This window comes from Crossiella sp. CA-258035 (genome assembly GCF_030064675.1).
GTDB lineage: Bacteria > Actinomycetota > Actinomycetes > Mycobacteriales > Pseudonocardiaceae > Crossiella.
The window spans coordinates 484,125-504,838 of record NZ_CP116413.1 but is presented as its reverse complement, the minus strand read 5'-3'; the positions used below and the strand labels follow the sequence as shown (position 1 = coordinate 504,838).

18 protein-coding genes and 1 riboswitch are annotated in these 20,714 nt (G+C 71.9%); of the genes, 12 read left to right on the top strand and 6 right to left on the bottom strand.

Features of this window, described 5'->3' with window-relative positions:
* Window positions 1-665: 665 nt before the first annotated feature.
* From groL to N8J89_RS02430, 4 genes are all read right to left on the bottom strand, one after another.
* Entirely contained in the window at window positions 666-2,288 is a 1,623-nt protein-coding gene (groL, locus tag N8J89_RS02445) for a chaperonin GroEL (RefSeq protein ID WP_283662735.1), read from the bottom strand.
* A 203-nt stretch (window positions 2,289-2,491) separates the two neighbouring features.
* On the bottom strand, window positions 2,492-3,694 hold the full coding sequence (locus N8J89_RS02440; protein ID WP_283662734.1) for a serine/threonine-protein kinase: 1,203 nt from the start codon (window positions 3,692-3,694) through the stop codon (window positions 2,492-2,494).
* 190 nt (window positions 3,695-3,884) lie between these two features.
* Window positions 3,885-4,091, bottom strand: coding sequence for a cold-shock protein (locus N8J89_RS02435; RefSeq protein WP_252482310.1), 207 nt, complete (start codon window positions 4,089-4,091; stop codon window positions 3,885-3,887).
* 79 nt (window positions 4,092-4,170) lie between these two features.
* Window positions 4,171-4,854, bottom strand: a complete 684-nt coding sequence (locus N8J89_RS02430; RefSeq protein WP_252482493.1) for a TIGR00266 family protein — start codon at window positions 4,852-4,854, stop codon at window positions 4,171-4,173.
* A 72-nt stretch (window positions 4,855-4,926) separates the two neighbouring features.
* Between N8J89_RS02430 and moeA the strand changes: the two genes are divergently transcribed.
* The 6 genes from moeA (at window position 4,927) to N8J89_RS02400 (ending at window position 14,086) form a co-directional block, all read left to right on the top strand.
* Window positions 4,927-6,144, top strand: a complete 1,218-nt coding sequence (gene moeA / locus N8J89_RS02425) for a molybdopterin molybdotransferase MoeA (RefSeq protein WP_283662733.1) — start codon at window positions 4,927-4,929, stop codon at window positions 6,142-6,144.
* Window positions 6,145-6,199: 55 nt separating this feature from the next.
* On the top strand, window positions 6,200-8,083 hold the full coding sequence (locus N8J89_RS02420) for a M48 family metallopeptidase (protein WP_283662732.1): 1,884 nt from the start codon (window positions 6,200-6,202) through the stop codon (window positions 8,081-8,083).
* A 103-nt stretch (window positions 8,084-8,186) separates the two neighbouring features.
* The gene (locus tag N8J89_RS02415) at window positions 8,187-10,097 is read left to right on the top strand and encodes a M48 family metallopeptidase (protein ID WP_283662731.1); all 1,911 of its coding nucleotides are present in this window, start codon (window positions 8,187-8,189) and stop codon (window positions 10,095-10,097) included.
* Window positions 10,098-10,163: 66 nt separating this feature from the next.
* Window positions 10,164-10,877, top strand: a complete 714-nt coding sequence (locus tag N8J89_RS02410; RefSeq protein WP_283662730.1) for a phosphatidylserine decarboxylase — start codon at window positions 10,164-10,166, stop codon at window positions 10,875-10,877.
* Between the two features lies 1 nt (window position 10,878).
* On the top strand, window positions 10,879-11,853 hold the full coding sequence (gene pssA, locus N8J89_RS02405; protein WP_252483216.1) for a CDP-diacylglycerol--serine O-phosphatidyltransferase: 975 nt from the start codon (window positions 10,879-10,881) through the stop codon (window positions 11,851-11,853).
* Window positions 11,854-11,863: 10 nt separating this feature from the next.
* Entirely contained in the window at window positions 11,864-14,086 is a 2,223-nt protein-coding gene (locus N8J89_RS02400; RefSeq protein WP_283662729.1) for an AAA family ATPase, read from the top strand.
* 16 nt (window positions 14,087-14,102) lie between these two features.
* On the opposite strand, the gene N8J89_RS41710 is transcribed toward N8J89_RS02400, so the two are convergent.
* On the bottom strand, window positions 14,103-14,411 hold the full coding sequence (locus N8J89_RS41710) for a LytR C-terminal domain-containing protein (RefSeq protein WP_349497439.1): 309 nt from the start codon (window positions 14,409-14,411) through the stop codon (window positions 14,103-14,105).
* Here N8J89_RS41710 and N8J89_RS41705 point away from each other — a divergent pair.
* The gene (locus N8J89_RS41705; protein ID WP_349497438.1) at window positions 14,398-14,580 is read left to right on the top strand and encodes a hypothetical protein; all 183 of its coding nucleotides are present in this window, start codon (window positions 14,398-14,400) and stop codon (window positions 14,578-14,580) included. The genes N8J89_RS41710 and N8J89_RS41705 overlap by 14 nt on opposite strands.
* A 228-nt stretch (window positions 14,581-14,808) precedes the next feature.
* Here the strand turns inward: N8J89_RS41705 and napA are convergent, their stop codons facing one another.
* Window positions 14,809-15,114, bottom strand: a complete 306-nt coding sequence (napA, locus tag N8J89_RS02390) for a nucleoid-associated protein NapA (RefSeq protein ID WP_252483197.1) — start codon at window positions 15,112-15,114, stop codon at window positions 14,809-14,811.
* Window positions 15,115-15,248: 134 nt separating this feature from the next.
* Here napA and N8J89_RS02385 point away from each other — a divergent pair, with 134 nt between their 5' ends.
* From N8J89_RS02385 to thiD, 5 genes are all read left to right on the top strand, one after another.
* Window positions 15,249-15,821 carry a peptide deformylase gene (locus tag N8J89_RS02385; protein ID WP_283662727.1) on the top strand — a complete coding sequence of 191 codons (573 nt, stop codon included), beginning with the start codon at window positions 15,249-15,251 and terminating at the stop codon, window positions 15,819-15,821.
* Window position 15,822: 1 nt separating this feature from the next.
* Window positions 15,823-17,046, top strand: a complete 1,224-nt coding sequence (locus tag N8J89_RS02380) for a hypothetical protein (RefSeq protein WP_283662726.1) — start codon at window positions 15,823-15,825, stop codon at window positions 17,044-17,046.
* A gap of 4 nt (window positions 17,047-17,050) precedes the next feature.
* Window positions 17,051-18,067, top strand: coding sequence for a hypothetical protein (locus N8J89_RS02375; protein ID WP_283662725.1), 1,017 nt, complete (start codon window positions 17,051-17,053; stop codon window positions 18,065-18,067).
* 24 nt (window positions 18,068-18,091) lie between these two features.
* A riboswitch (TPP riboswitch) is annotated at window positions 18,092-18,223 on the top strand.
* Window positions 18,215-19,867, top strand: coding sequence for a phosphomethylpyrimidine synthase ThiC (thiC, locus tag N8J89_RS02370; RefSeq protein ID WP_283662724.1), 1,653 nt, complete (start codon window positions 18,215-18,217; stop codon window positions 19,865-19,867). It overlaps the preceding riboswitch by 9 nt.
* Window positions 19,864-20,712, top strand: a complete 849-nt coding sequence (gene thiD / locus N8J89_RS02365) for a bifunctional hydroxymethylpyrimidine kinase/phosphomethylpyrimidine kinase (RefSeq protein WP_283662723.1) — start codon at window positions 19,864-19,866, stop codon at window positions 20,710-20,712. The genes thiC and thiD overlap by 4 nt, the downstream gene beginning before the upstream one ends.
* The last annotated feature ends 2 nt before the right edge of the window (window positions 20,713-20,714 follow it).

The following is a 20,714-nucleotide window of genomic DNA, read 5'->3' as shown; positions in this document are numbered from 1 at the left end:
CGAGCAGACGCTCACAGGCGCCGCCGCCAAGGCAAAGCAGCGCGACAGCGGCTGCTCGGCGGGATGTGGTTCGCTGTCGGAAGGTCGTGCGGAGAAGACGAGAGGGTCGCGAGCACGCTGGGTCTTGAGTCGGCAACACAAACCCCGCCCCGCAACCTGCTCGACCGGCTTTTGACTTGTCACACCCCTCCGGGGGTCTGCCCGTCCGGCGAGGACACTCTTTTCGCTTTTGATCTAAAACAAAAGATAAAAGAATGTCCTCGCCGGACGGGCAGACCATCAAAGCAGGGGGGAAGATCAAAGGCGGCGAGATGAGTTGCAGACCAGTGCGAGTTTGTGTTGGCGCACCTGCGGCAGCGTGGGTGGTTCCGCGGGGTCTGGGTGGTTCTGCTTCGACGGCCTTCCAAAACCAAACCAGCCCTGTCAAGCGCCCCGGTCCCGGCGGTTTGTGACGGTTGGCTGGGACGGTGGGGCGCTTGACAGGGCTGGTGTGTTTTTTCCAGGCCGTCGAAGCAGAACCACCCAGACCGGCCGCTCCGTTGCGAGGAAAGGCGAAAAGCTCAACCCCTCGCCTGGGGCATAAAGCAAGCCCCGGTCACAGTGCAGGTGGACCGGGGCTTGCTTTGTGTTCAGTTGTCTAGCTGGTACCGCTCAGCGGAGCTGGATCAGAAGTCCATCTCGCCGCCGCCGGGGGCGGCGGGCGCGGCGGCGTTCTTCTCCGGCTTCTCGGCGACGACGGCCTCGGTGGTCAGGAAGAGACCGGCGATGGACGCGGCGTTCTGCAGCGCGGAGCGGGTGACCTTGGCCGGGTCGATGATGCCGGCCTTGATCAGGTCCTTGTACTCGCCCGTGGCGGCGTCCAGACCCTCGCCAGGCTTGAGGTTCTTGACCTTCTCCACCACGACGCCGCCCTCGAGGCCGGCGTTGATCGCGATCTGCTTCAGCGGCGCCTCGACGGCGACCTTCACGATGTTCGCGCCGGTCGCCTCGTCGCCCTCGAGGCCGAGGCCGGCGAAGGCGGTCTCGGCGGCCTGGAGCAGCGCGACGCCGCCACCGGCGACGATGCCCTCCTCGACGGCAGCCTTGGCGTTGCGGACGGCGTCCTCGATGCGGTGCTTGCGCTCCTTGAGCTCGACCTCGGTGGCCGCGCCCGCCTTGATCACCGCGACACCGCCGGCCAGCTTGGCCAGGCGCTCCTGCAGCTTCTCGCGGTCGTAGTCGGAGTCGCTCTTCTCGATCTCGGCGCGGATCTGGTTGACCCGGCCCTGGATCGCGTCGGCGTCGCCGCCGCCCTCGACGATGGTGGTCTCGTCACGGGTGACGACCACCTTGCGGGCCTTGCCCAGCAGCGAGATGTCGGCGTTGTCGAGCTTGAGGCCGACGTCCTCGCTGATGACCTGGCCGCCGGTCAGGGTGGCCATGTCCTGCAGCATCGCCTTGCGGCGGTCGCCGAAGCCCGGCGCCTTGACGGCGACGGACTTGAAGGTGCCGCGGATCTTGTTGACGACCAGGGTGGCCAGCGCCTCGCCCTCGACGTCCTCGGAGATGATGACCAGCGGCTTGCCGGTCTGCATGACCTTCTCCAGCAGCGGGAGCAGGTCCTTCACCGAGGCGATCTTCGAGCCGTAGAGCAGGATGTAGGGGTCCTCCAGGACCGCTTCCTGACGCTCGGTGTCGGTGACGAAGTAGCCGGAGGTGTAGCCCTTGTCGAAGCGCATGCCCTCGGTGAGCTCCAGCTCGAGCCCGAGGGTGTTGCTCTCCTCGACGGTGATGACGCCTTCCTTGCCGACCTTGTCCATCGCCTCGGCGATCAGCTCGCCGATGGTGGAGTCAGCGGCGGAAATGGAGGCGGTGGCCGCGATCTGCTCCTTCGTCTCCACCTCCTTGGCGGTCTTCAGCAGCGCCTCGGCGACAGCCTCGACGGCCTTCTCGATGCCGCGCTTGAGCGACATCGGGTTGGCGCCGGCGGCCACGTTGCGCAGACCCTCGCGAACCAGGGCCTGGGCGAGCACGGTGGCGGTGGTGGTGCCGTCACCCGCGACGTCGTCGGTCTTCTTCGCTACTTCCTTGACGAGCTCGGCCCCGATCTTCTCCCACGGGTCCTCGAGCTCGATCTCCTTCGCGATGGAGACACCGTCGTTGGTGATCGTCGGCGCGCCCCACTTCTTCTCGAGCACGACGTTGCGGCCCTTGGGGCCGAGGGTCACCTTGACGGCGTCGGCGAGGGTGTTCATGCCGCGCTCGAGTCCTCGGCGGGCGTCCTCGTCGAACGCGATCATCTTGGCCATTGCGGTGTGGTCCTCCGGTAAGTGGATGACACGGGTGCACGGCCAGGCTCGGTGCCCGCGACGGACGACCGGACAGCAGCGCCCCAGTGGTGGGGATGCCGACGGTCTCACCGTCCCGACCTGGCACTCACTGTCGGCGAGTGCCAGGTTCGTGTTTAGCACTCGGCGGGGGCGAGTGCAAGCCGTCAGGCTCTCCGCGCAGCTCAGGCCACTGCGAGCACGATCACGATGACCACCACGACCAGCGCGACCACGGCCAGCACCGGGATCAGCCAGCGGCCGCCGACCTCCCGCGAACTGCTGTTGCCGAAGGCGGTCGGCGCCACCGCCATCGGCGGGCGCAGCCGCACCGGCTCGGCGGGCTGGACCGGCGGCCGGTAGCCCGGCTGCGGGGCGGGGTAGGACGGGGGCGGCAGCACCGGGTTCGGCCCGGTCGGCGGGTGCGGCACGGCGGTGGGCTGGGCCACCGGGACCGGCCCGGTCGGCGGGCGGTGCGTCTGGTGCGCGCCGGTCGGCGTGGGCGTCGGCTGGGCGCTGCCCGGGGCCCTGACCTGCGGCGGCGTGCCCTGCTGGGCGACCGCGGCGAGTGCGGAGCGGGCGGCGGAGATCAGCTCGCGGCAGTTGGCGAACCGCTTGGCCGGGTCCTTGGACATGCCGCGCCGGACCACCGCGTCGACCGCGGGCGGCAGCACCACCAGCGAGGTGACCGCGGGCGGCTCGGTGGCCAGGTGGCCCTGGATCACCTCGGGCACCTTGCCCTGGTACGGCGGCCTGCCGGTGAGGCAGGCGAAGAGCACGCAGGCCAGCGAGTAGGCGTCGGTCCGCGGGTCGACCGGCTCGCCGCGCAGGTGCTCCGGCGCGGCGTAGGTCGGCGAGCCGAGGAAGTCCCCGCCCCTGGTCCGGTGGCCGGTGGCACCGCGCCGGGTCAGGCCGAAGTCGGCCAGGTAGACGTGCTCGCCGGAGGACTCGCGCGTGGTGACCAGCACGTTGGCCGGCTTGATGTCCAGGTGCACCAGGCCCTTGCCGTGCAGGTTGTCCAGCGCCTCGGCCACCTGCTGCAACAGCGTCAGCGCGCGGGCCGGCGCGATCGGGCCGTCCTTGATCAGGCTGGCCAGGTCGGCGCCGTCGACGAACCGCATGGCGATGTAGAGGAAGCCGTCGGTCTCGCCGAAGTCGTACAGCGGCACCACGTGCGAGTGGTCGATGGCCGAGGTGTTGCGCGCCTCGTCCACGAACCGCTCGCGGAACTCCGCGTCCACGGTGAGGTGGTCGGCGATCACCTTCAGCGCGACCTTGCGCCCGAGCCGCACATCCGTGGCCCGGTACATCGTGCTCATGCCACCGCGGCCGATGACGCCGTCGATGCGGTAATGGCCGAGACGGCGTCCGGTGAGGTCTTCCGACACAGGGCGCAGCCTAGCCGTTGCGGGCGGCCCAGGTGCCCTCCGGTGGGACTTGTGCGTGAGCGCCGGAGTCCAGGTCGTTCCTGGCGGTGCCGCCGAAGCGGCCTCGTACTGGGCGTACTTGGTCGATTCGGCGGTGCCGCCAGGGACGACCTGGGCCCGGCGATCGCGTGCAAGTCCCGCCGGAGGGCACCTAGGTGGCCTTGCGTACCTCTTCGGCTTGCTGCCTGCCGTCGCGTCCGGCCTTGACCTCGAACTCGACCCGGTCACCCTCGTTCAGGGACCGGTAGCCCTCCATCTGAATGGCTGAGTAGTGCACGAAGACGTCGGCCCCGCCGTCGGTGGCGATGAAGCCGTAGCCCTTCTCCGCGTTGAACCACTTGACCGTGCCCAATGCCACGAGATCCTCCCGGCCACACGCTGAACCCGACCAACGCTACCGGAGCGGACCGGCAAAAGTCAGCGGCAGAAAACCGGGCTCAACCGCGGGAAACCGTTGCGGCACCACGCAACCAGCTCGCCATGCCCCTCGGGTCGCGGCTCTGCGCGAGCACCTCGCCCGGCCCGGCGAAGTCGAACACCAGGCCCTCGCCGGTGCGGATGGACTGGCTGCCGTTGTGGGTGGCCGCGCGCAGCCGGACCTGCACGGTGTCGGCGTAGGCCAGCACGTGCCCCGGGTCCATGGTGATCAGCTCACCGGCCTTGAGCGTGACCACCTCCAGCGCGCCGCAGGCGGCCAGCACCAGCGGGCCCTGGCCGACCACGTGGGTGAGGAAGCCGCCGTCGCCGCCGAAGAGCGCTTGCAGCCCGGACCACTCCGGGTCGAACTGCACCGTGGCCGGGGCGGCCAGCCAGCAGGTGCGGCTCAGGCACCAGCCCGCCGCGCCGTCCAGCTCCACCACGTGCAGGTCGCCGGGCAGGCTCGGCGCCAGGTCGACCCAGCCGCCCTGCGCGGGCGCGGTGTAGAGCGCCACCGCCGGGCCCTCGCTGCCGAGCGCGGCCCTGGTCAGCGACTTCAGGAAACCGCCCTGGGCGCGGGAGTCGATCGCCATGCCGTAGCTGGTCGCCACCAGCCGGCCCGGTTCGGCCAGCACGACCTCGCCGGGAGCCAGCAACAACCGGGCGACGCCGAAGTAGGGGGTGTGACGAGTACGGACCTGCACGATTCCCGAGTCTGGCATGAATGGTCCGGTTGCGGCTCGCCGGATGAAGATCCGGAGGGTAAGGATGAGCACGTGAGCACGTCATCCGCAGCCCTGGTCGAGGTCGAGGCGCACAAGGCCAGGGTCTGCTCCCTGCTGGGCACCACCCCGGTGGAGCGCCGTCCGCTGGCCGACTGCCTGGACCTGGTGCTGGCCGAGGAGCTGCTGTCCCCGGTGCCGCTGCCGCCCTTCGACAACTCGGCGATGGACGGCTACGCGGTGCACTCCGGCGAGCTGGCCGGGGCCAGCCAGGACGATCCGGTGGAGCTGCTGGTCGCCGAGGACATCCCGGCCGGGCGCACCGATGTGCTGTCCCTGCTCGGCGGCACCGCGCACCGGATCATGACCGGCGCCCCGGTGCCGCGCGGCGCGGACGCGGTGGTGCAGGTCGAGTGGACCGACGGCGGCATGCCGAGAGTGCGGGTGTACCGCGAGGTCAAGGCGGGCGCGAACATCCGCCGCGGCGGGGAGGACGTGCTGGCCGGGACCAGGGTGCTGGCCGCAGGGACGGTGCTGGGCGCGAGTGAGCTGGGCCTGGCCGCCGCGGTCGGGGTCTCCGCGCTGCCGGTGTTCCGGCCGCCCAGGGTGCTGGTCCTGTCCACCGGCTCCGAGCTGGTGGAACCGGGCCGGGCGCTGCGGCACGGGGAGATCTACGAGTCCAACGGGATCATGCTGGCCACCGCGGTGCGCCAGGCCGGTGGGCAGCCGGAGCTGCTGCGGTTCGTGCCCGACGACGTGGACGCCTTCCACGCCGCGCTGGCCCCGCACCTGTCCACGGTGGACCTGGTGCTGACCTCCGGCGGGGTCAGCGCGGGCGCCTACGAGGTGGTCAAGGACGCGCTGGCCGGGCACGGGGTGGAGTTCACCAAGGTGGCCATGCAGCCCGGCATGCCGCAGGGCGCTGGCTGGTACCGGGGCGTGCCGGTGGTCTCGCTGCCGGGCAACCCGGTGAGCGCGCTGGTCTCCTTCGAGGTCTTCCTGCGGCCCGCGCTGCTGGCCGCGCGCGGCGCGGCAGACACCGAGCGGCCGCGGCTGACCGCCGTGCTCACCGAGGGCCTGAAGGCGCCTGCCGGACGCCGTCAGTTCCGCCGGGGCCGCTTCGACCCGGTCACCGGGACGGTGGCCGTGGCCGGTGGTCCCGGCTCGCACCTGCTCTCCGCGATGGCGCAGGCCAACTGCCTGATCGACGTGCCGACGGAGGTCACCGAGCTGGCCGCGGGCGACCCGGTGACCGTGGTGCTCACCAGATAAAGGACTGCTAACAGCGGGGTTGTCCCCCGAAAAGGTGAGGGCCAGACTCCGCCGGGTGCATGCTGCTTTTCGAGCCGGACTGTCGGTGACGCTGCTGCTGGCGTTCCCGTTCGTGGGCGTGGGCGTGGGCGCGGGCGGGGTGGCGGCGGGCGTCGCACTGGGCGGGCGGCCGGGCGCGCAGATCGCGCTGATCGGCCTCGGCGTGCTGATCGCCCTGGGGTTCGCGCTGGTCAGCGCACTGAACACGCGGCTGGCCGTGCCGAGCGGGCCGAAGCTGACCCGGCGGGACCAGCCCGAGCTGTGGCACGCGGTGGCGGAGCTGGCCGAGCTGGCCGGGACCAGGCCGCCGGATGAGATCACGCTGATCGGCGAGGTCAACGCGGCCGTGCGGGAGGACACCAAGCTGCTCGGCCTGCGCGCGGGCAAGCGCTATCTGATGATCGGCCTGCCGCTGCTGGCCGGGCTGACCGTGGCCGAGCTGCGCGCGGTGCTCGCGCACGAGCTCGGCCACTACGGCCGGGGGCACACCAGGCTGGCCGCGGTCACCTACCGGGGCGCGGAGGCGCTGGAGCGCACGGTCGACCGGCTGGACCGCGGCCCGGTGCGCTGGGTGCTCGACCGCTACGCCCGGCTGTACGCGCTGGTGGCCAAGGCCGCGACCCGCGCCCAGGAGCTCCAGGCGGACCGGGTGATGGTGGCCACCGCGGGCCGGGACGCGGCGGCGAACGCGCTGCGCGCGATCAGCACGCTCGGTCCGGCCTGGGAGGCGTTCAACCGCAGGTACGCGCGGCTGGCCATCCAGGCCGACCGCACGCCGGACCTGTTGCTGGGCTTCCACTCCTTCCTGGTGCACCCGGCCCAGCGGGACTGGCTGGCCGACCTGGTCGAGCAGGTGCTGGACAGCCAGCCGGAGTCGGCCTTCGACAGCCACCCCTCGATGCGGCGCAGGCTGGCCGCGATCGCCGAGGTCGAGGAGCAGGCATTCGAGGCCGACGCCCGCCCGGCCTGGGCGCTGCTCACCGACCCGAGGACCACGGTGCCCGCGCTGGAGTCCGAGCTGATCGCCCGCGAGCTGGGCCCGAGGGCCAGCTGGGCGGACATCGTGCGGCTGGCCGCGGCGGCCGAGGCCCGGCACGGGGCCGGGCTACTGGCCAAGGCCGTGCTGGACAGCGGACTCGGCCGCACCGGCGCGATCGGCGAGGTGGTGCAGGCGCTGCGCCGCGGCCAGGTGGCCGAGCTGGCCGAGCCGGTGCGCTGGCCGGGCGCGACCGATGAGGAGGTGGTCGCCGAGTTGCTCGCGGACACCGTGGTCACCGCGCTGCTGGAGTCCGGGCGGGCCTACCACCAGCTCGACTGGGGCGGACCCTGGCAGGTGCGCCTGTCCGACGGGCGGCGCTTCGACGCGACCCGGCTGACCGGGCCCGCGGTGGCCGACCGGAACCTGGTGGACGCGCTGGGCCGCAACCTGCAAGCCCTGGGCGTGCCGCCGCAGTTCGTCTGCCACCTCGACCCGGAAGAAGAGGTCGAGGACACCGAGCCGCCGCTGGTCGGCGTGTTCAGTTCGCTGCAGCTGGGGCGCGCCCCCAAGGACCTGCTGGTCTACGGCAGCGGGCTGCTGGTGCTGCCGCTGTCCCGCTGGGTGTGGTTCAAACGCGGGTTCGGCGGGCTGATCGGCGGCTCGGAACGCATGGAGCGCAAGCGGATCGCGCTGCTCACCGAACGCGGCTATCCGGCGCTGCGCGAGGTCAAGGGCGCGGACTGGATCCCGTTGGCCGAGGTCTCCGGCGGCTCGTTCAGCCGCAAGCGCACGGTCGGCTACCTGACCATCGAGTTCGCCGAGGGCGCGCCGCTGAAGTTCGCGATCACCAACTTCACCGAGGACTACGGCGACGCGCACGAGGGCCTGCGCGCGTTCTTCCAGGCCAAGGCGGCTGTGTAAGGGGACTTGCCCGGTGCGGGGACGGGACGGCACACTGCCGCCAGCCAGTACGTCGGGGGCTGGCGAACTCCCTGTCGACTCTGCCCGCTCCCGGAGGTCTCTGGTGCGTGCTCCGCTGCGCGCCGTCGCGGCACTTGTGGTGCTGCTCGGCTTCTTCGTGCTCGTGCTCGCGCTGACCGCCGGGCTGGCGCTGTTCGCGGTCTGGCTGTTCACCGAAAGCCACGGCCCGGCGAGCATCCAGGCCGGTCTGGCCGCCATCGGCGTGGCCGTCGCGGTCGGCGCGGCGCTGCGCAAGGTGCTCAAGGTGCGCAACGAGCCCTACGGCGCGCGGCTGGTCCGCGCGGAGTACCCGGAGCTGTGGCGCACCGTGGACGAGCTGGCGGTGGCCGCGGACACCCGGGGCCCGGACGACATCCGGCTGGTGCCCGAGGTCAACGCCGCGGTCTGGGAGGACACCAGCCTGCTCGGCCTGCGCACGGGCAAGCGCTATCTGATGATCGGCCTGCCGCTGCTGGCCGGGCTCACCGTGGCCGAGCTGCGCGCGGTGCTCGCGCACGAGCTGGGCCACTACAGCCACGGGCACACCCGGTTGTCCGCGCTGACCTACCGGGCCACCGAGGCGCTGGAGAAGACCCTTGAGGAGCTGCGCGGCAGCCTGGTGGGCTGGCTGCTGGCCCGCTACGCCCGGCTCTACGCGCTGGTGGCCGGGGCCTCCAACCGGGCGCAGGAGCTCCAGGCGGACGCGGCCTCGGTGACCGCGGCGGGCAAGGCGGCCACCGCGAGCGCGCTGCGCAAGATCTCGGCGCTGGCCGCGGCCTGGGAGAAGTACAGCGAGGACTACGTGGGCATGGCGCCGGAGGCCGGGCGCACGCCCGAGCTGCTCGCCGGTTTCCGCGCCTTCCTGGCCGAGGCGGACAACCAGGAACGGCTGGCCGCGCTGGAGGAGGAGTTCTTCGACGCCGAGCCCAGCTCGGTCTTCGACAGCCACCCGCCGGTCCGGGTCAGGGTGGCCGCGCTGGCGCAGCTGCCGGACGTGCCGCCGATGACCGACGCCCGCCCGGCCTGGGCGCTGCTCGGCGAGGCGGCCGCGGTGCCGAGGCTGGAGCAGGAGCTGCTGGCCGACGACCTCGGGCCGAGGGCGAGCTGGCCGGAGATCGTCGAGCTGGCCGGGGCCGCGCACGTCACCGGCAACGCGGGCGTGCTGGCCAAGACCGCGGTGGACGGCGGTTTCGCCACCACCGGCACGCTGGCCGAGCTGCTGGGCGTGGTGCGCCGGGGGCAGGGCGCGCAGCTGGTCGCCCCGCTGGTCAACCAGGCCACCCCGCCCAGCGAGCGCGCCGAGGCCCTCCGGCGGACGCTGGTTCAGCTGCTCGGCGACACCGTGCTGGCGCTGCTGGTCCGGCACGGCAAGGCCAGCTTCGAGCTGAACTGGAGCGGCCCGTGGGTGGTCCGCGACGGCGAGGGCGAGGAGCTCGAGGTGCACCAGCGGATCGCCACCGCGCTGGCCGAACACGACCACGACGGGCTGCGCGACTGGCTGACCGGCCTGGGCGTGCCGCTGGCCGAGGGGGTCGAGCAGGTCGAGTTCGCGCTCAGCACCGAGGTGCTCGGCATCTTCACCTCGGTCAAGTCCGGCGAGGGCCGCCACGACCTGTTCGTCTGCGACAACGGCCTGCTGCTGGTGCCCGTCCAGCGGGCGAAGGCGCTGAACCGGGGCGTGTCCAACGCGCTGGGCCGCACCGCCAAGCGCGAGGCGGAACGGGTCGAGGCGCTGCTGGAAGCGGGCTTCGGCGCGCTGCGGGACCGGGCGGACAGCCGGTGGATCGGCATCGAGGAGGTGGTCAGCGGCAAGCTCGGGCCGCGGCCCTGGGGCTGGACGGCGGACCTGCGGCTGACCAGTGGTGAGCTGAGTGTGCGCAGCACCACGGAGACCACTGACCACGGCGAGCCCTACGAGGGCATTGGCGCTCTGCTGGCGCACCGCGCGCAGGCTGCCGGAGCGGCCACCGGGTAGGCCTACTGTCCGGTTCGGCTACCGTTTGGCGTCTCTGCCCACCCGACACCAGGACGAGCCGACCCCATGACTGACGATTCGCGACCCCGCTCCGGCACGATCGCCCACTTCCTTGATCTGGCCAAGAGCACGGTCCCGCCGATGCACCCAGGCGGCCGTCCGTTCGTGGCCGGCGCGTTCCTCGCCTCGCTGGTCCTGCGCCGGTTCTCGCGCAAGGCCGGGGTGCTCGGCATGATCGTCACGGCCTGGGTGGCCTGGTTCTTCCGCGAGCCCAAGCGGGTCGCGCCGGCCAGGACCGACGTGGTCACCGCGGCCGCGGACGGCACCGTCTACCTGGTCGACACCGCGGTGCCGCCCGCCGAGCTGGAGTGGGGCAGCGAGCCGGTGCAGCGGGTCAGCGTGTTCCTGTCCATCTTCGACGTGCACGTGCAGCGCGCGCCGGTCTCCGGCGAGATCACGCAGGTGGCCTACCGGCCCGGCAAGTTCCTCTCCGCCGACCTGGACAAGGCCAGCGAGGACAACGAGCGCAACTCGCTGCTGATCCGCACCGACTCCGGGGCCGAGGTGGTCGTGGTGCAGATCGCCGGGCTGGTGGCCCGCCGGATCCTGTGCCAGGTCACCGCGGGTCAGCGGATCGAGGTCGGCCAGACCTACGGCCTGATCCGGTTCGGCTCCCGGGTGGACATCTACCTGCCCAAGGGCAGCACGGTGCTGGTCCAGCAGGGCCAGCGCACCATCGGCGGGGAGACGGTGCTGGCCGAGCTTCCCGCTGGGGCCTGAGGTGCCCGCGCGGACCGCACCCGGGGTGCGGCTGCTGCCCAACGCGATCACCGTGCTGGCGCTGTGCGCCGGGCTGTCCGCGGTGCAGTTCGCTCTGCAGAAGCAGTTCCAGTTCGCGGTGATCGCCATCGGCGCGGCCGCGATCCTGGACAGCCTGGACGGTCGGCTGGCCCGGATGCTGGACGCCACCTCCAAGATGGGCGCCGAGCTGGACTCGCTGGCCGACGCCATCTCCTTCGGCGTCGCGCCCGCGCTGGTGCTCTTCGTCTGGGGCTTCGACGGCAACCCGACCGGCTGGACCGCGGCCCTGGTCTACGTGGTGTGCATGGTGTTGCGGCTGGCCAGGTTCAACACGCTGCTGGACGACACCGAGCAGCCGCCGTTCACCAAGGAGTTCTTCGTCGGCGTGCCGGCCCCGGCAGGCGCGCTGGTGGCGCTGCTGCCGCTGGTGGTGACCCTGGAGACCAGCCGCGGCTGGTGGACCCACCCGGTGGCGCTCTACGTCTGGATGGTGTTCATCGCGGGCCTGCTGATCAGCCGGGTGCCCACGCTGTCGCTGAAGACGGTCAAGGTCTCGCCGAAGGCCATCGCGCCGCTGCTGGCGCTGGTCTGCATCGCCGCCGCGATCGTGATCAACTACCCGTTCCTGCTGCTCGCCGTGGCCGCGGTGGTCTACCTGGCGCACGTGCCGTATGCGATCTACCGCTACCGCTGGCTGGCCAAGCACCCCGAGGCCTGGGACGTGCCGGCCAAGGAGCGGCGGGCGATCCGGCGCAGCACCCGTCGGCTGGGCCTGCGGCCGCCGCTGCGCCGCCGGGTGGCCGGGGCCGCGGTCAAGGCGGTCCGGCGCGGACGGCGGGGCGCGGACGGCGACCTGCTGGTGACCCCGGACCGGCCGGACGGCCAGCGCGGTCACTGGCGGCAGCTGGGCCTGCGTCGCAACGAACGGCGGCGGCGGGACTCCAGGCCCGACTAGTGTCGTCAGCGTGATCACGCTGACGGTCCGGCACTCCCCTTCCGCCCTGGACACCCGCCGCGGCGTGGTGCGGCTGCACCCCGAGGTGCTGGACGCGCTGGGCCTGCGGGCCTGGGACGCGGTCCGGCTGACCGGCACCAGGGTGACCGCGGCGCTGGCCGCGGCCGCCGACGGGAACGTGCCGACCGGGGTGGTGCTCACCGACGACATCACCATGTCCAACCTGGGCCTGACCGAGGGCTCGGAGGTGGTGGTCGCGCCGGTGTCGGTGGCCGCCGCGCGCGCGGTCACCGTGTCCGGGTCCCGGCTGGCCAGCACCGGGGTCTCGCCGGAGACGGTGCGGCTGGCGCTGATCGGCAAGGTCATCACCACCGGCGACGCGGTGTCCCTGCTGCCCCAGGACCTGGCCCCGCCGCCCGGTTCGGACGTCAGCGCGGCGCGCCAGAAGCTGTCCCGCGCGATCGGGCTGACCTGGACCAACGAGCTGCTCACCATCACCGCCACCGAGCCCGAGGGCGTGGTCGCGGTGCAGCCCTCCACCGTGGTCAGCTGGCGGGACGGCGCGCGCACCGGCGAGCCCCCGCCCGCCGCCCGGCCCGCGATCCCGGCCCCGGCGGCCATCGCGCCGCCCGCGCCCGCCGCGCCACCGCTGCCGGTGGCCGACCTGGTGGGCGCGCAGGACGCGGCCCGGCGGCTGACCGAATGGCTGGAACTGTCCTTCCGCCGCCCCGAGCTGCTGGCCAGGCTCGGCGCGTCGGCCCGGCTCGGCGTGCTGGTCAGCGGGCCCGAGGGGGTCGGCAAGTCGACCTTGGTGCGCTCGGTGGCCGCCGCGGTGGATGCCGAGGTGATCGAGCTGGTCGCGCCCAGCGCCGCCGCGCTCGAACCGGCCGCGGCCAGCCAGCGCGCGCACGACGCGATCGGCGCCGCGGTGGCCAAGGCCCGCCGCAACACCCCGTGCGTGCTGCTCATCGCCGACATCGAGGCCCTGCTGCCGGCCAACGACCCGCCGCCGCTGGCCACCGTGGTGCTGGACGCGCTGCGCGCCGCGGTGGACACCACCGGGCTGGCCATCGTGGCCACCACGGCCTCACCCGAGGGCACCCACCCGAAGCTGCGCGATCCCGACCTGGTGGACCGCGAGCTGACCGTGCCGCCGCCGGATGCCCGCACCCGCACCGAGCTGTTGCGGGTGCTGCTGCGCGAGGCCCCGCTGGAGGACGGCGTGGACCTGTCCGTGGTCGCCGAGCGCACCCCGGGCTTCGTGGTCGCCGACCTGGTCGCGCTGCGCCGGGACGCCGCGGTGCGGGCCGCGCTGCGCCAGCGGGAGGCGGCCGAACCGCGGATCGGCCAGGAGGACCTGCTCGGCGCGGCGCAGACCGTGCGGCCGATCTCCATGTCCGCCTCGGACGCGCTGGCCACCGGCGGGCTGACGCTGGACGACGTCGGCGACATGACCGAGGTCAAGCAGGCCCTCACCGAGTCGGTGCTGTGGCCGTTGCAGTACCCGGACTCCTTCGCCCGCCTCGGTGTGCAGCCCCCGCGCGGGGTGCTGCTGTACGGGCCGCCCGGTTGCGGCAAGACCTTCCTGGTGCGCGCGCTGGCCGGGTCGGGGCGGGTGAACGTGATGTCGGTCAAGGGCGCCGAGCTGATGGACAAGTGGGTCGGCGAGTCCGAGCGGGCGGTGCGCGAGCTGTTCCGCCGCGCCGCCGACGCCGCGCCCACCCTGCTGTTCCTGGACGAGGTGGACGCGCTCGCGCCGCGCCGCGGCCAGTCCTCGGACTCCGGCGTCGGCGACCGGGTGGTGGCGGCCCTGCTCACCGAGCTGGACGGGGTGGAGCCGCTGAACGACGTGGTGATCATCGGCGCCACCAACCGGCCCGAGCTGGTCGACCCGGCGCTGCTGCGGCCGGGACGGCTGGAGCGCCTGGTCTACGTGCCGCCGCCGGACGCCGAAGCACGGGCGGAGATCCTCAAGTCCGCGGCCCGGCACACCCCGCTGACCGCGGAGGTGGACCTGCCCGCGCTGGCCATCGAGCTGGACGGCTACTCCGCGGCCGACTGCGCCGCGCTCATCAGGGAGGCCGCGCTGACCGCGATGCGCGAGTCGCTGGAGGCCGCCGAGGTCACCCCGGCGCACCTGGACGCCGCGCGCAAGGCGGTCCGCCCGTCGCTGGACCCGGCGCAGCTGGCCAGCCTGGCCGCCTACGCCGACCGGCACCGCCAGGGCGACTGAACCGCCGGGGCGGCGGCTACTTGATGTTGCCGCCGTCCTTGCCGCCGCCGCTGCCGGGCTTGTACTCCCTGGTCACGATCATGATCAGGCCGGGCTTGGCGTCCTTGAGACCTTCGAAGCGCGGTTCCGCGCGGATGCCGAAGGCCCTGGCGAGGGACTTCGCCGCGGCCTCCTCGTCGGTGCCCGGCCGGTAGTAGACCGTGGTGGTCGGGATGATCCCCGAGGAGTAGTTGCCGACCTCGTCTATCGGGTAGCCCGCGTTGCGCAGGTCCTCGGCGGCGTGGTCGGCCAGGTTCTTCACGTTGGAGTTGTTGTACACCCGCACCGGCGCCTTCGGCGGGTTCGGCGGCGGCTGGTTGCTGGTCCCCGGCGGCGGCCCGGCGCTGGTGGTCGGCGTCGGCGACTGGCTGGTCGAGGAGGAGGTGCTCGGCGGCGGCTCCGCGGAGGTGCTGGTCGGCGCCGGGTCACCGCTGCTGCTGCTGGTGGTGGGCTGACCGGGGTCGGCCGAGGTGCTGGTGGTCGGCCCGGGTTGGGCGCCGTTCTGCGGATCCTCGGTGCCGTTGTTGGCGAACAGGGTCACGACGCCCAGCACGAGTGCGACTCCCGCGACGCCTAGGGCCGCCAGCCCAGCGACCCGCAGTGGGCGGGATGCGCTGGACGGCTCCACCGAGCTCATGCATTGCCTCCGAGAACGCTGATGTCAGCAGTGGCGGAAAGAAGTATCAGATCGGCTCGATGCCCAGTCGCCGGGCGGCCCTGGTGCGCTGGCGACTGGCGCGCAACCGGCGCAGGCGCTTGATGAGCATCGGGTCGGCCGCGAGGGCCTCCTGCTTGTCGATCAGCGCGTTGAGCACCTGGTAGTAGCGGGTCGCGGACATGTCGAAGATCTCGCGGATGGCCTGTTCCTTGGCGCCCGCGTACTTCCACCACTGCCGCTCGAAGGCGAGCACCTCGAGTTCCCGCTCGCTGAGCGCCGCCGGGCCTGTGTCCTGGTCACAGGACCTCGCCCTGACCTCTGCGGCGTCCATCCGGCTCCTCGCACTCACCGATCGGCGAATCCCACGGCTGTCATTTTCCGGTTCACCCATTACACCACGTAACCCTGACACAGGCTGGGGCACAGCCCGGCGCGTCCACCCGACACGCCGATAGGCTCTTGGGCATGGCCGTGCACCCCATCGTCATCGCCGGTAACCCCGTGCTGCACAACCCGACGCGCCCCGTGGAGACCTTCGACGAGGAGCTGCGCACCCTGATCGCCGACATGTACGACACCATGGCCGCGGCCAACGGTGTGGGTCTCGCGGCCAACCAGATCGGGGTGGACCTGCGCCTGTTCGTCTACAACTGCCACGACGACGAGGGCAACTGGTTCAAGGGCGAGGTGGTCAACCCGGTGCTGACCACCACCGAGGTCCCCGAGGGCATGCCCGATGAAGAGGACGACATCGAGGGCTGCCTCTCCGCCCCCGGCGAGGCGTTCCCCACCGGCCGCGCCGACTGGGCCAAGGTCACCGGCTTCGACGGCCACGGCAACCCGGTCGAGGTCGAGGGCAAGGGCTTCTTCGCCCGCTGCCTCCAGCACGAGACCGACCACCTGGACGGCTACCTGTACCTGGACCGGCTGACCGGCAGGCACAAGCGCGCCGCGAAGAAGATGCTCAAGGCCAACGGCTGGGGCGTGGACGGGCTGAGCTGGATGCCGGGCGAGGTCGAAGACCCCTTCGGCCACTGAGATGGACTCCTTACCCTGCGGCCACGTCGCCCACCCGGCCGAGCGCCGCTCCTGCGCACACCTCCCTGCCGCCAAGTCCCGGTCGCACTACCGGCAGCTGACCGGGACCGGCATGGACCACGTCTTGCTGTGCCCGGCCTGCGCCGACGGCCAGGAACCGCTGGCGAACGTGATCGAGATCTGCCCCGGCTGCCTCGAGCTGATCGACGAGGAGTTCGACGACGTGCTGGGCTGGCGCGGTCAGCCCGAGATCCGGCTGCGGGACGGCGAGCTGACCGGGGCTTGGACCAGCCGGGCCTGCGCGGCCGAACCGCTGAACCCGCGCTGCCTGGCCCCGTTGCCGGACGGCTGGCTGGCGCTGACCGCCGAGGGCCTGGTGCACCTCGGCGAGTCCGCTGACCGCCCGGTCGAGGCCCGGATCGAGCTGCCAACCGAGGAACCGGCGGAGTTCCGCGGCCGGGTCCGCGGACCGGCGCTGCACACCAGCCGGGACGGGCACTTCGCCGCGGTCGTCACCGACTACGGCCGCTACGGGACCGTGCTGGATCTGCGCACCGGCCAGGTCGTGCTGCCCTTGGACCGCAACGAGTACCACCCGGAGACCACCCCGTTCCCCTTCGTTTTCCTGGACGCGGGCCAGGTGGTCGCCGCCACCGACTGGTGCCGCCTCGAGGTCATCGACCTCGGCTCCGGGCAGTCGCTGGCACACCACCAGCTCGACTACTTCCGCGGCGCGCTGCACCGGAACCCCTCCGGCACCCGGGTGGCCGACGACGGCTGGGTGTGGGGACCGGTGGGCTCGCCGAGGGTGCTCGACGTCCCGGCCTGGCTGCGCGGTGAGGAGCCCGACCAGCGACTCTCGTACCGGGACCATGCCTGGGACCAGCCGGTGGCCTGGGTGGACGAGGACACCGTGGCGGTCCAGCGGGTCGGCCAGCTTGACTGGGCGATGATCGACGGGGTCGAGCTGTACGACGCCAGGACCGCCGCCCGCACCGGGATGTTCGCCGGTCCGGCCGGTCCGATGTGGGGCTTCGGCGGCCTGCTGCACGTCAGCGCGAGCGCCGGGTTCGAGCTGTGGGATCCGGCGCAGGGCGCGCGGATCGGGCTCATCGAGGGGTTCCGGCCGCACGCGCACAACCCGGTGACCGGCGCGTTCGCCGAGCTCGCCGACGGGGTGCTGCGCACACTGGCGAATATTCGATCGACCCCTGCGAGACCATGACCTGGTGAAGTACGCGATCCGGCACACCCACCGGCGACTGGCGCCACTGCCGGACGGCTGGCTGACCATCAACGAGGCCAACGACCACCTCGTCCGGCTGACCGAGTCCGGCGAGGCGGAGGTGGTCGCCGACTTCGTGTCCTGGGAGTACGCGACGGAGCCCGAGGACTTCCAGGGCCGGATTCGGGGCTTCGGGCTGCACACCTCGGCGGACGGCCGGTTCGCGGCGGTGACCGACGACTACGGCTGGCACGGGTCGCTGGTGGACCTGGCGGCGGGTCACGAGGTGTTCGCGCTGCGCCGCGGCGAGGGCTGGGACGTGGACACCGTGCCGTTCGGGGTGGCCTTCCTGCCGGGGGACGTGCTGGTCGCGCAGACCGACTGGAACCGGGTGGACGCCTTCGCGTTGCCCAGCGGTGAGCTGCTGACCGAGCGCGAGGTCACCTCCCACTGGCCGGCTGGCGGCCCCTGTCCGGAGACCAGCATCAGCTACTTCCACGGCGCGCTGCACGCCAGCCCGTCCGGGCGCTGGCTGCTCACCGACGGCTGGTTCTGGCACCCGGCTCCCGCCCCCTCGCTCATCGACGTGACGGCCTGGCTGGGCGGGGACACCCACGTGCCCGAGCGGATGCCCTACCTGGACACCGATGACTACATGTGGGACATCCCGGTGGCCTGGCTGGACGACAACACGGTGGCGTTGCAGCGGATCCACCACGAGGCGGACCGGGCGGTGGTCACCCACCTCTACAACGCGCCCAGCCGCGAGCTGGTCGGCAGCCTGACCGGCCCGGACGGGCCGATGTGGGCGCACGCGGGCAAGTTGCACGTCAGCGCGGCGGCGGGGCTGGAGACCTGGGATCCGGGCACTGGGCAACGGATCGGGCTGGTGGAGGGCATCCAGCCCACCGCGCACAACCCGGCGACCGGCGGGTTCGCCGAGCTGGCAGACGGGGTACTGCGCACATTTCACCCGGCGAGCGGTGTGGTCAGCACGCCGATCGCTCACTATGGTGCCTAGAGGGCCCGTGCGGCCCACCACCACAACACAACACGCGGGAGCTCGTACCGAAACGGGCTGAGAGGGCAGCTAGGTGTCGGCTTTTCGACCCTGGGGCTGTCGACCGCCTGAACCTGACCGGGTAATGCCGGCGTAGGGAGCTTTGCCATGACGGCACTTGCCGATCGGAACATCCGTCCGACCGTCACCACCGGCCCGATCCAGGGTTCGGCCAAGGTGTACGTCGAGGGGCCAGGTGGAGTCCAGGTGCCGTTCCGGCGCGTGGGGCTGACCAACGGCGAACACCTCGACGTGTACGACACCTCAGGGCCGTACACCGACACCGAGGCCACCATCGATGTCCACAGTGGACTGCCGAGGCTGCGCGCTGACTGGGTCGCCGCGCGCGAGCCGGTCAACGGCGCGGTGACCCAGCTCGCCTACGCCAAGGCGGGCATCATCACCCCGGAGATGCAGTACATCGCCGTGCGCGAGGGCGTCGATGTGGAACTGGTGCGCAGCGAGGTCGCCATCGGGCGGGCGGTCATCCCGCTCAACCGGTGCCACCCCGAGGCGGAGCCGATGATCATCGGGAAGAAGTTCCTGGTGAAGGTGAACGCGAACATCGGCAACTCGGCCGTGTCCTCCTCCATCGAGGACGAGGTCGAGAAGATGGTGTGGGCCACCCGCTGGGGCGCCGACACCGTGATGGACCTCTCCACCGGCAAGCGGATCCACGAGACCCGTGAGTGGATCATGCGCAACTCGCCGGTGCCGATCGGCACGGTGCCGATCTACCAGGCCCTGGAGAAGGTCAACGGCGATCCGGCCCAGCTGTCCTGGGAGGTCTACCGGGACACCGTGATCGAGCAGTGCGAGCAGGGCGTGGACTACATGACCGTGCACGCCGGCGTGCTGCTGCGGTACGTGCCGCTGACCGCCAAGCGGGTCACCGGCATCGTCTCCCGCGGCGGTTCGATCATGGCCGCCTGGTGCCTTGCGCACCACAAGGAGAGCTTCCTCTACACGCACTTCGAGGAGCTGTGCGAGATCCTGCGGGCCTACGACGTCACCTTCTCCCTCGGTGACGGCCTGCGGCCCGGCTCGATCGCCGACGCCAACGACGAGGCCCAGTTCGCCGAGCTGAAGACCCTGGGCGAGCTGACCCACATCGCGCGGGCGCACGACGTGCAGGTGATGATCGAGGGCCCCGGTCACGTGCCGATGCACAAGATCAAGGAGAACGTGCGGCTGGAGGAGGAGCTGTGCGGTGAGGCGCCGTTCTACACCCTCGGCCCGCTGGCCACCGACATCGCGCCCGCCTACGACCACATCACCTCGGCCATCGGCGCGGCGCAGATCGCCTGGCACGGCACCGCGATGCTCTGCTACGTCACGCCCAAGGAGCACCTCGGCCTGCCCAACCGGGACGACGTGAAGGTCGGCGTGATCACCTACAAGATCGCCGCCCACTCCGCGGACCTGGCCAAGGGCCATCCGAGGGCGCAGGAACGCGATGACGCGCTGTCCCAGGCGCGCTTCGAGTTCCGCTGGGTGGACCAGTTCAACCTGTCGCTGGACCCGGACACCGCGCGGGCCTACCACGACGAGACACTGCCCGCCGAACCCGCCAAGACCGCGCACTTCTGCTCGATGTGCGGGCCGAAGTTCTGCTCGATGAAGATCACGCAGGACGTGCGCAAGTACGCTGAGGAGCACGGACTGTCCTCAGTGGAGGCGATCGAGGCGGGTATGCAGGAGAAGTCGAACGAGTTTTCCGAACAGGGCAACAAGGTCTACCTGCCAGTGGTGGACCGTTGACCCAGCACCACGCAGGAGCGCCGACCCCGCCCCGGACGCTGACCATCGCCGGTTCGGACTCCGGTGGCGGGGCCGGACTCCAGGCCGACCTCCGCACCTTCCTCGGGTGCGGAGTGCACGGCATGACCGCGATCACCGCGATCACCGTGCAGAACTCGCTCGGCGTGACCGGCATCGTGGAGATCGCGCCGGAGGTGGTGGCCGCCCAGATCGAGGCGGTGGCCACCGACATCGGCGTGCAGGCGGCCAAGACCGGCATGCTGGCCAACGCGGAGATCATCACCGCCATCGGCAAGGCCTGTGACCAGGTCGGCATCGGCCGGGACGGCCGCACGCCGTTCGTGGTCGACCCGGTGGCCGCGTCCATGCACGGCGACCCGCTGCTGCGGGACAACGCGCTGGAGGCGTTCAAGCGGGAGCTGTTCCCGAGGGCGACCCTGGTCACGCCGAACCTGGACGAGGTGCGGCTGCTCACCGGGCTGGATGTCAAGCACCGCACCGAGTTGCGCGACGCCGCGGTGGCCATGCACGCCTTTGGTCCACAGTGGACACTCATCAAGAGCGGTCACCTGAGCAGCGATCCGCAGTGCGTGGACCTGCTCTACGACGGCAGGACCTTCCTGGAGCTGCCCGGCCCGCGCTACGACACCGTGCACACCCACGGCGGCGGCGACACCCTGGCCTCGGCCATCACCTCGGCCCTGGCCAAGGGATCGACCGTGGTCGAGGCGGTCCAGTTCGGCAAACGCTATGTGCGGGAAGCGGTCCGGCAGTCCTACCCACTGGGCAGCGGCGTCGGCCCGGTCTCCGGCCTGTGGCGGGTCAGGGACATCGACGAGGTGTAGCC

What these genes read in the sequence shown, in the direction of transcription:
- groL (WP_283662735.1), bottom strand. Translation starts at nt 2,288, where the DNA reads ATGGCCAAGATGATCGCGTTCGACGAGGACGCCCGCCGAGGACTCGAG.
- N8J89_RS02410 (WP_283662730.1), top strand. Translation starts at nt 10,164, where the DNA reads ATGACTGACGATTCGCGACCCCGCTCCGGCACGATCGCCCACTTCCTT.
- napA (WP_252483197.1), bottom strand. Translation starts at nt 15,114, where the DNA reads ATGGACGCCGCAGAGGTCAGGGCGAGGTCCTGTGACCAGGACACAGGC.
- N8J89_RS02385 (WP_283662727.1), top strand. Translation starts at nt 15,249, where the DNA reads ATGGCCGTGCACCCCATCGTCATCGCCGGTAACCCCGTGCTGCACAAC.
- N8J89_RS02380 (WP_283662726.1), top strand. Translation starts at nt 15,823, where the DNA reads ATGGACTCCTTACCCTGCGGCCACGTCGCCCACCCGGCCGAGCGCCGC.
- thiC (WP_283662724.1), top strand. Translation starts at nt 18,215, where the DNA reads ATGACGGCACTTGCCGATCGGAACATCCGTCCGACCGTCACCACCGGC.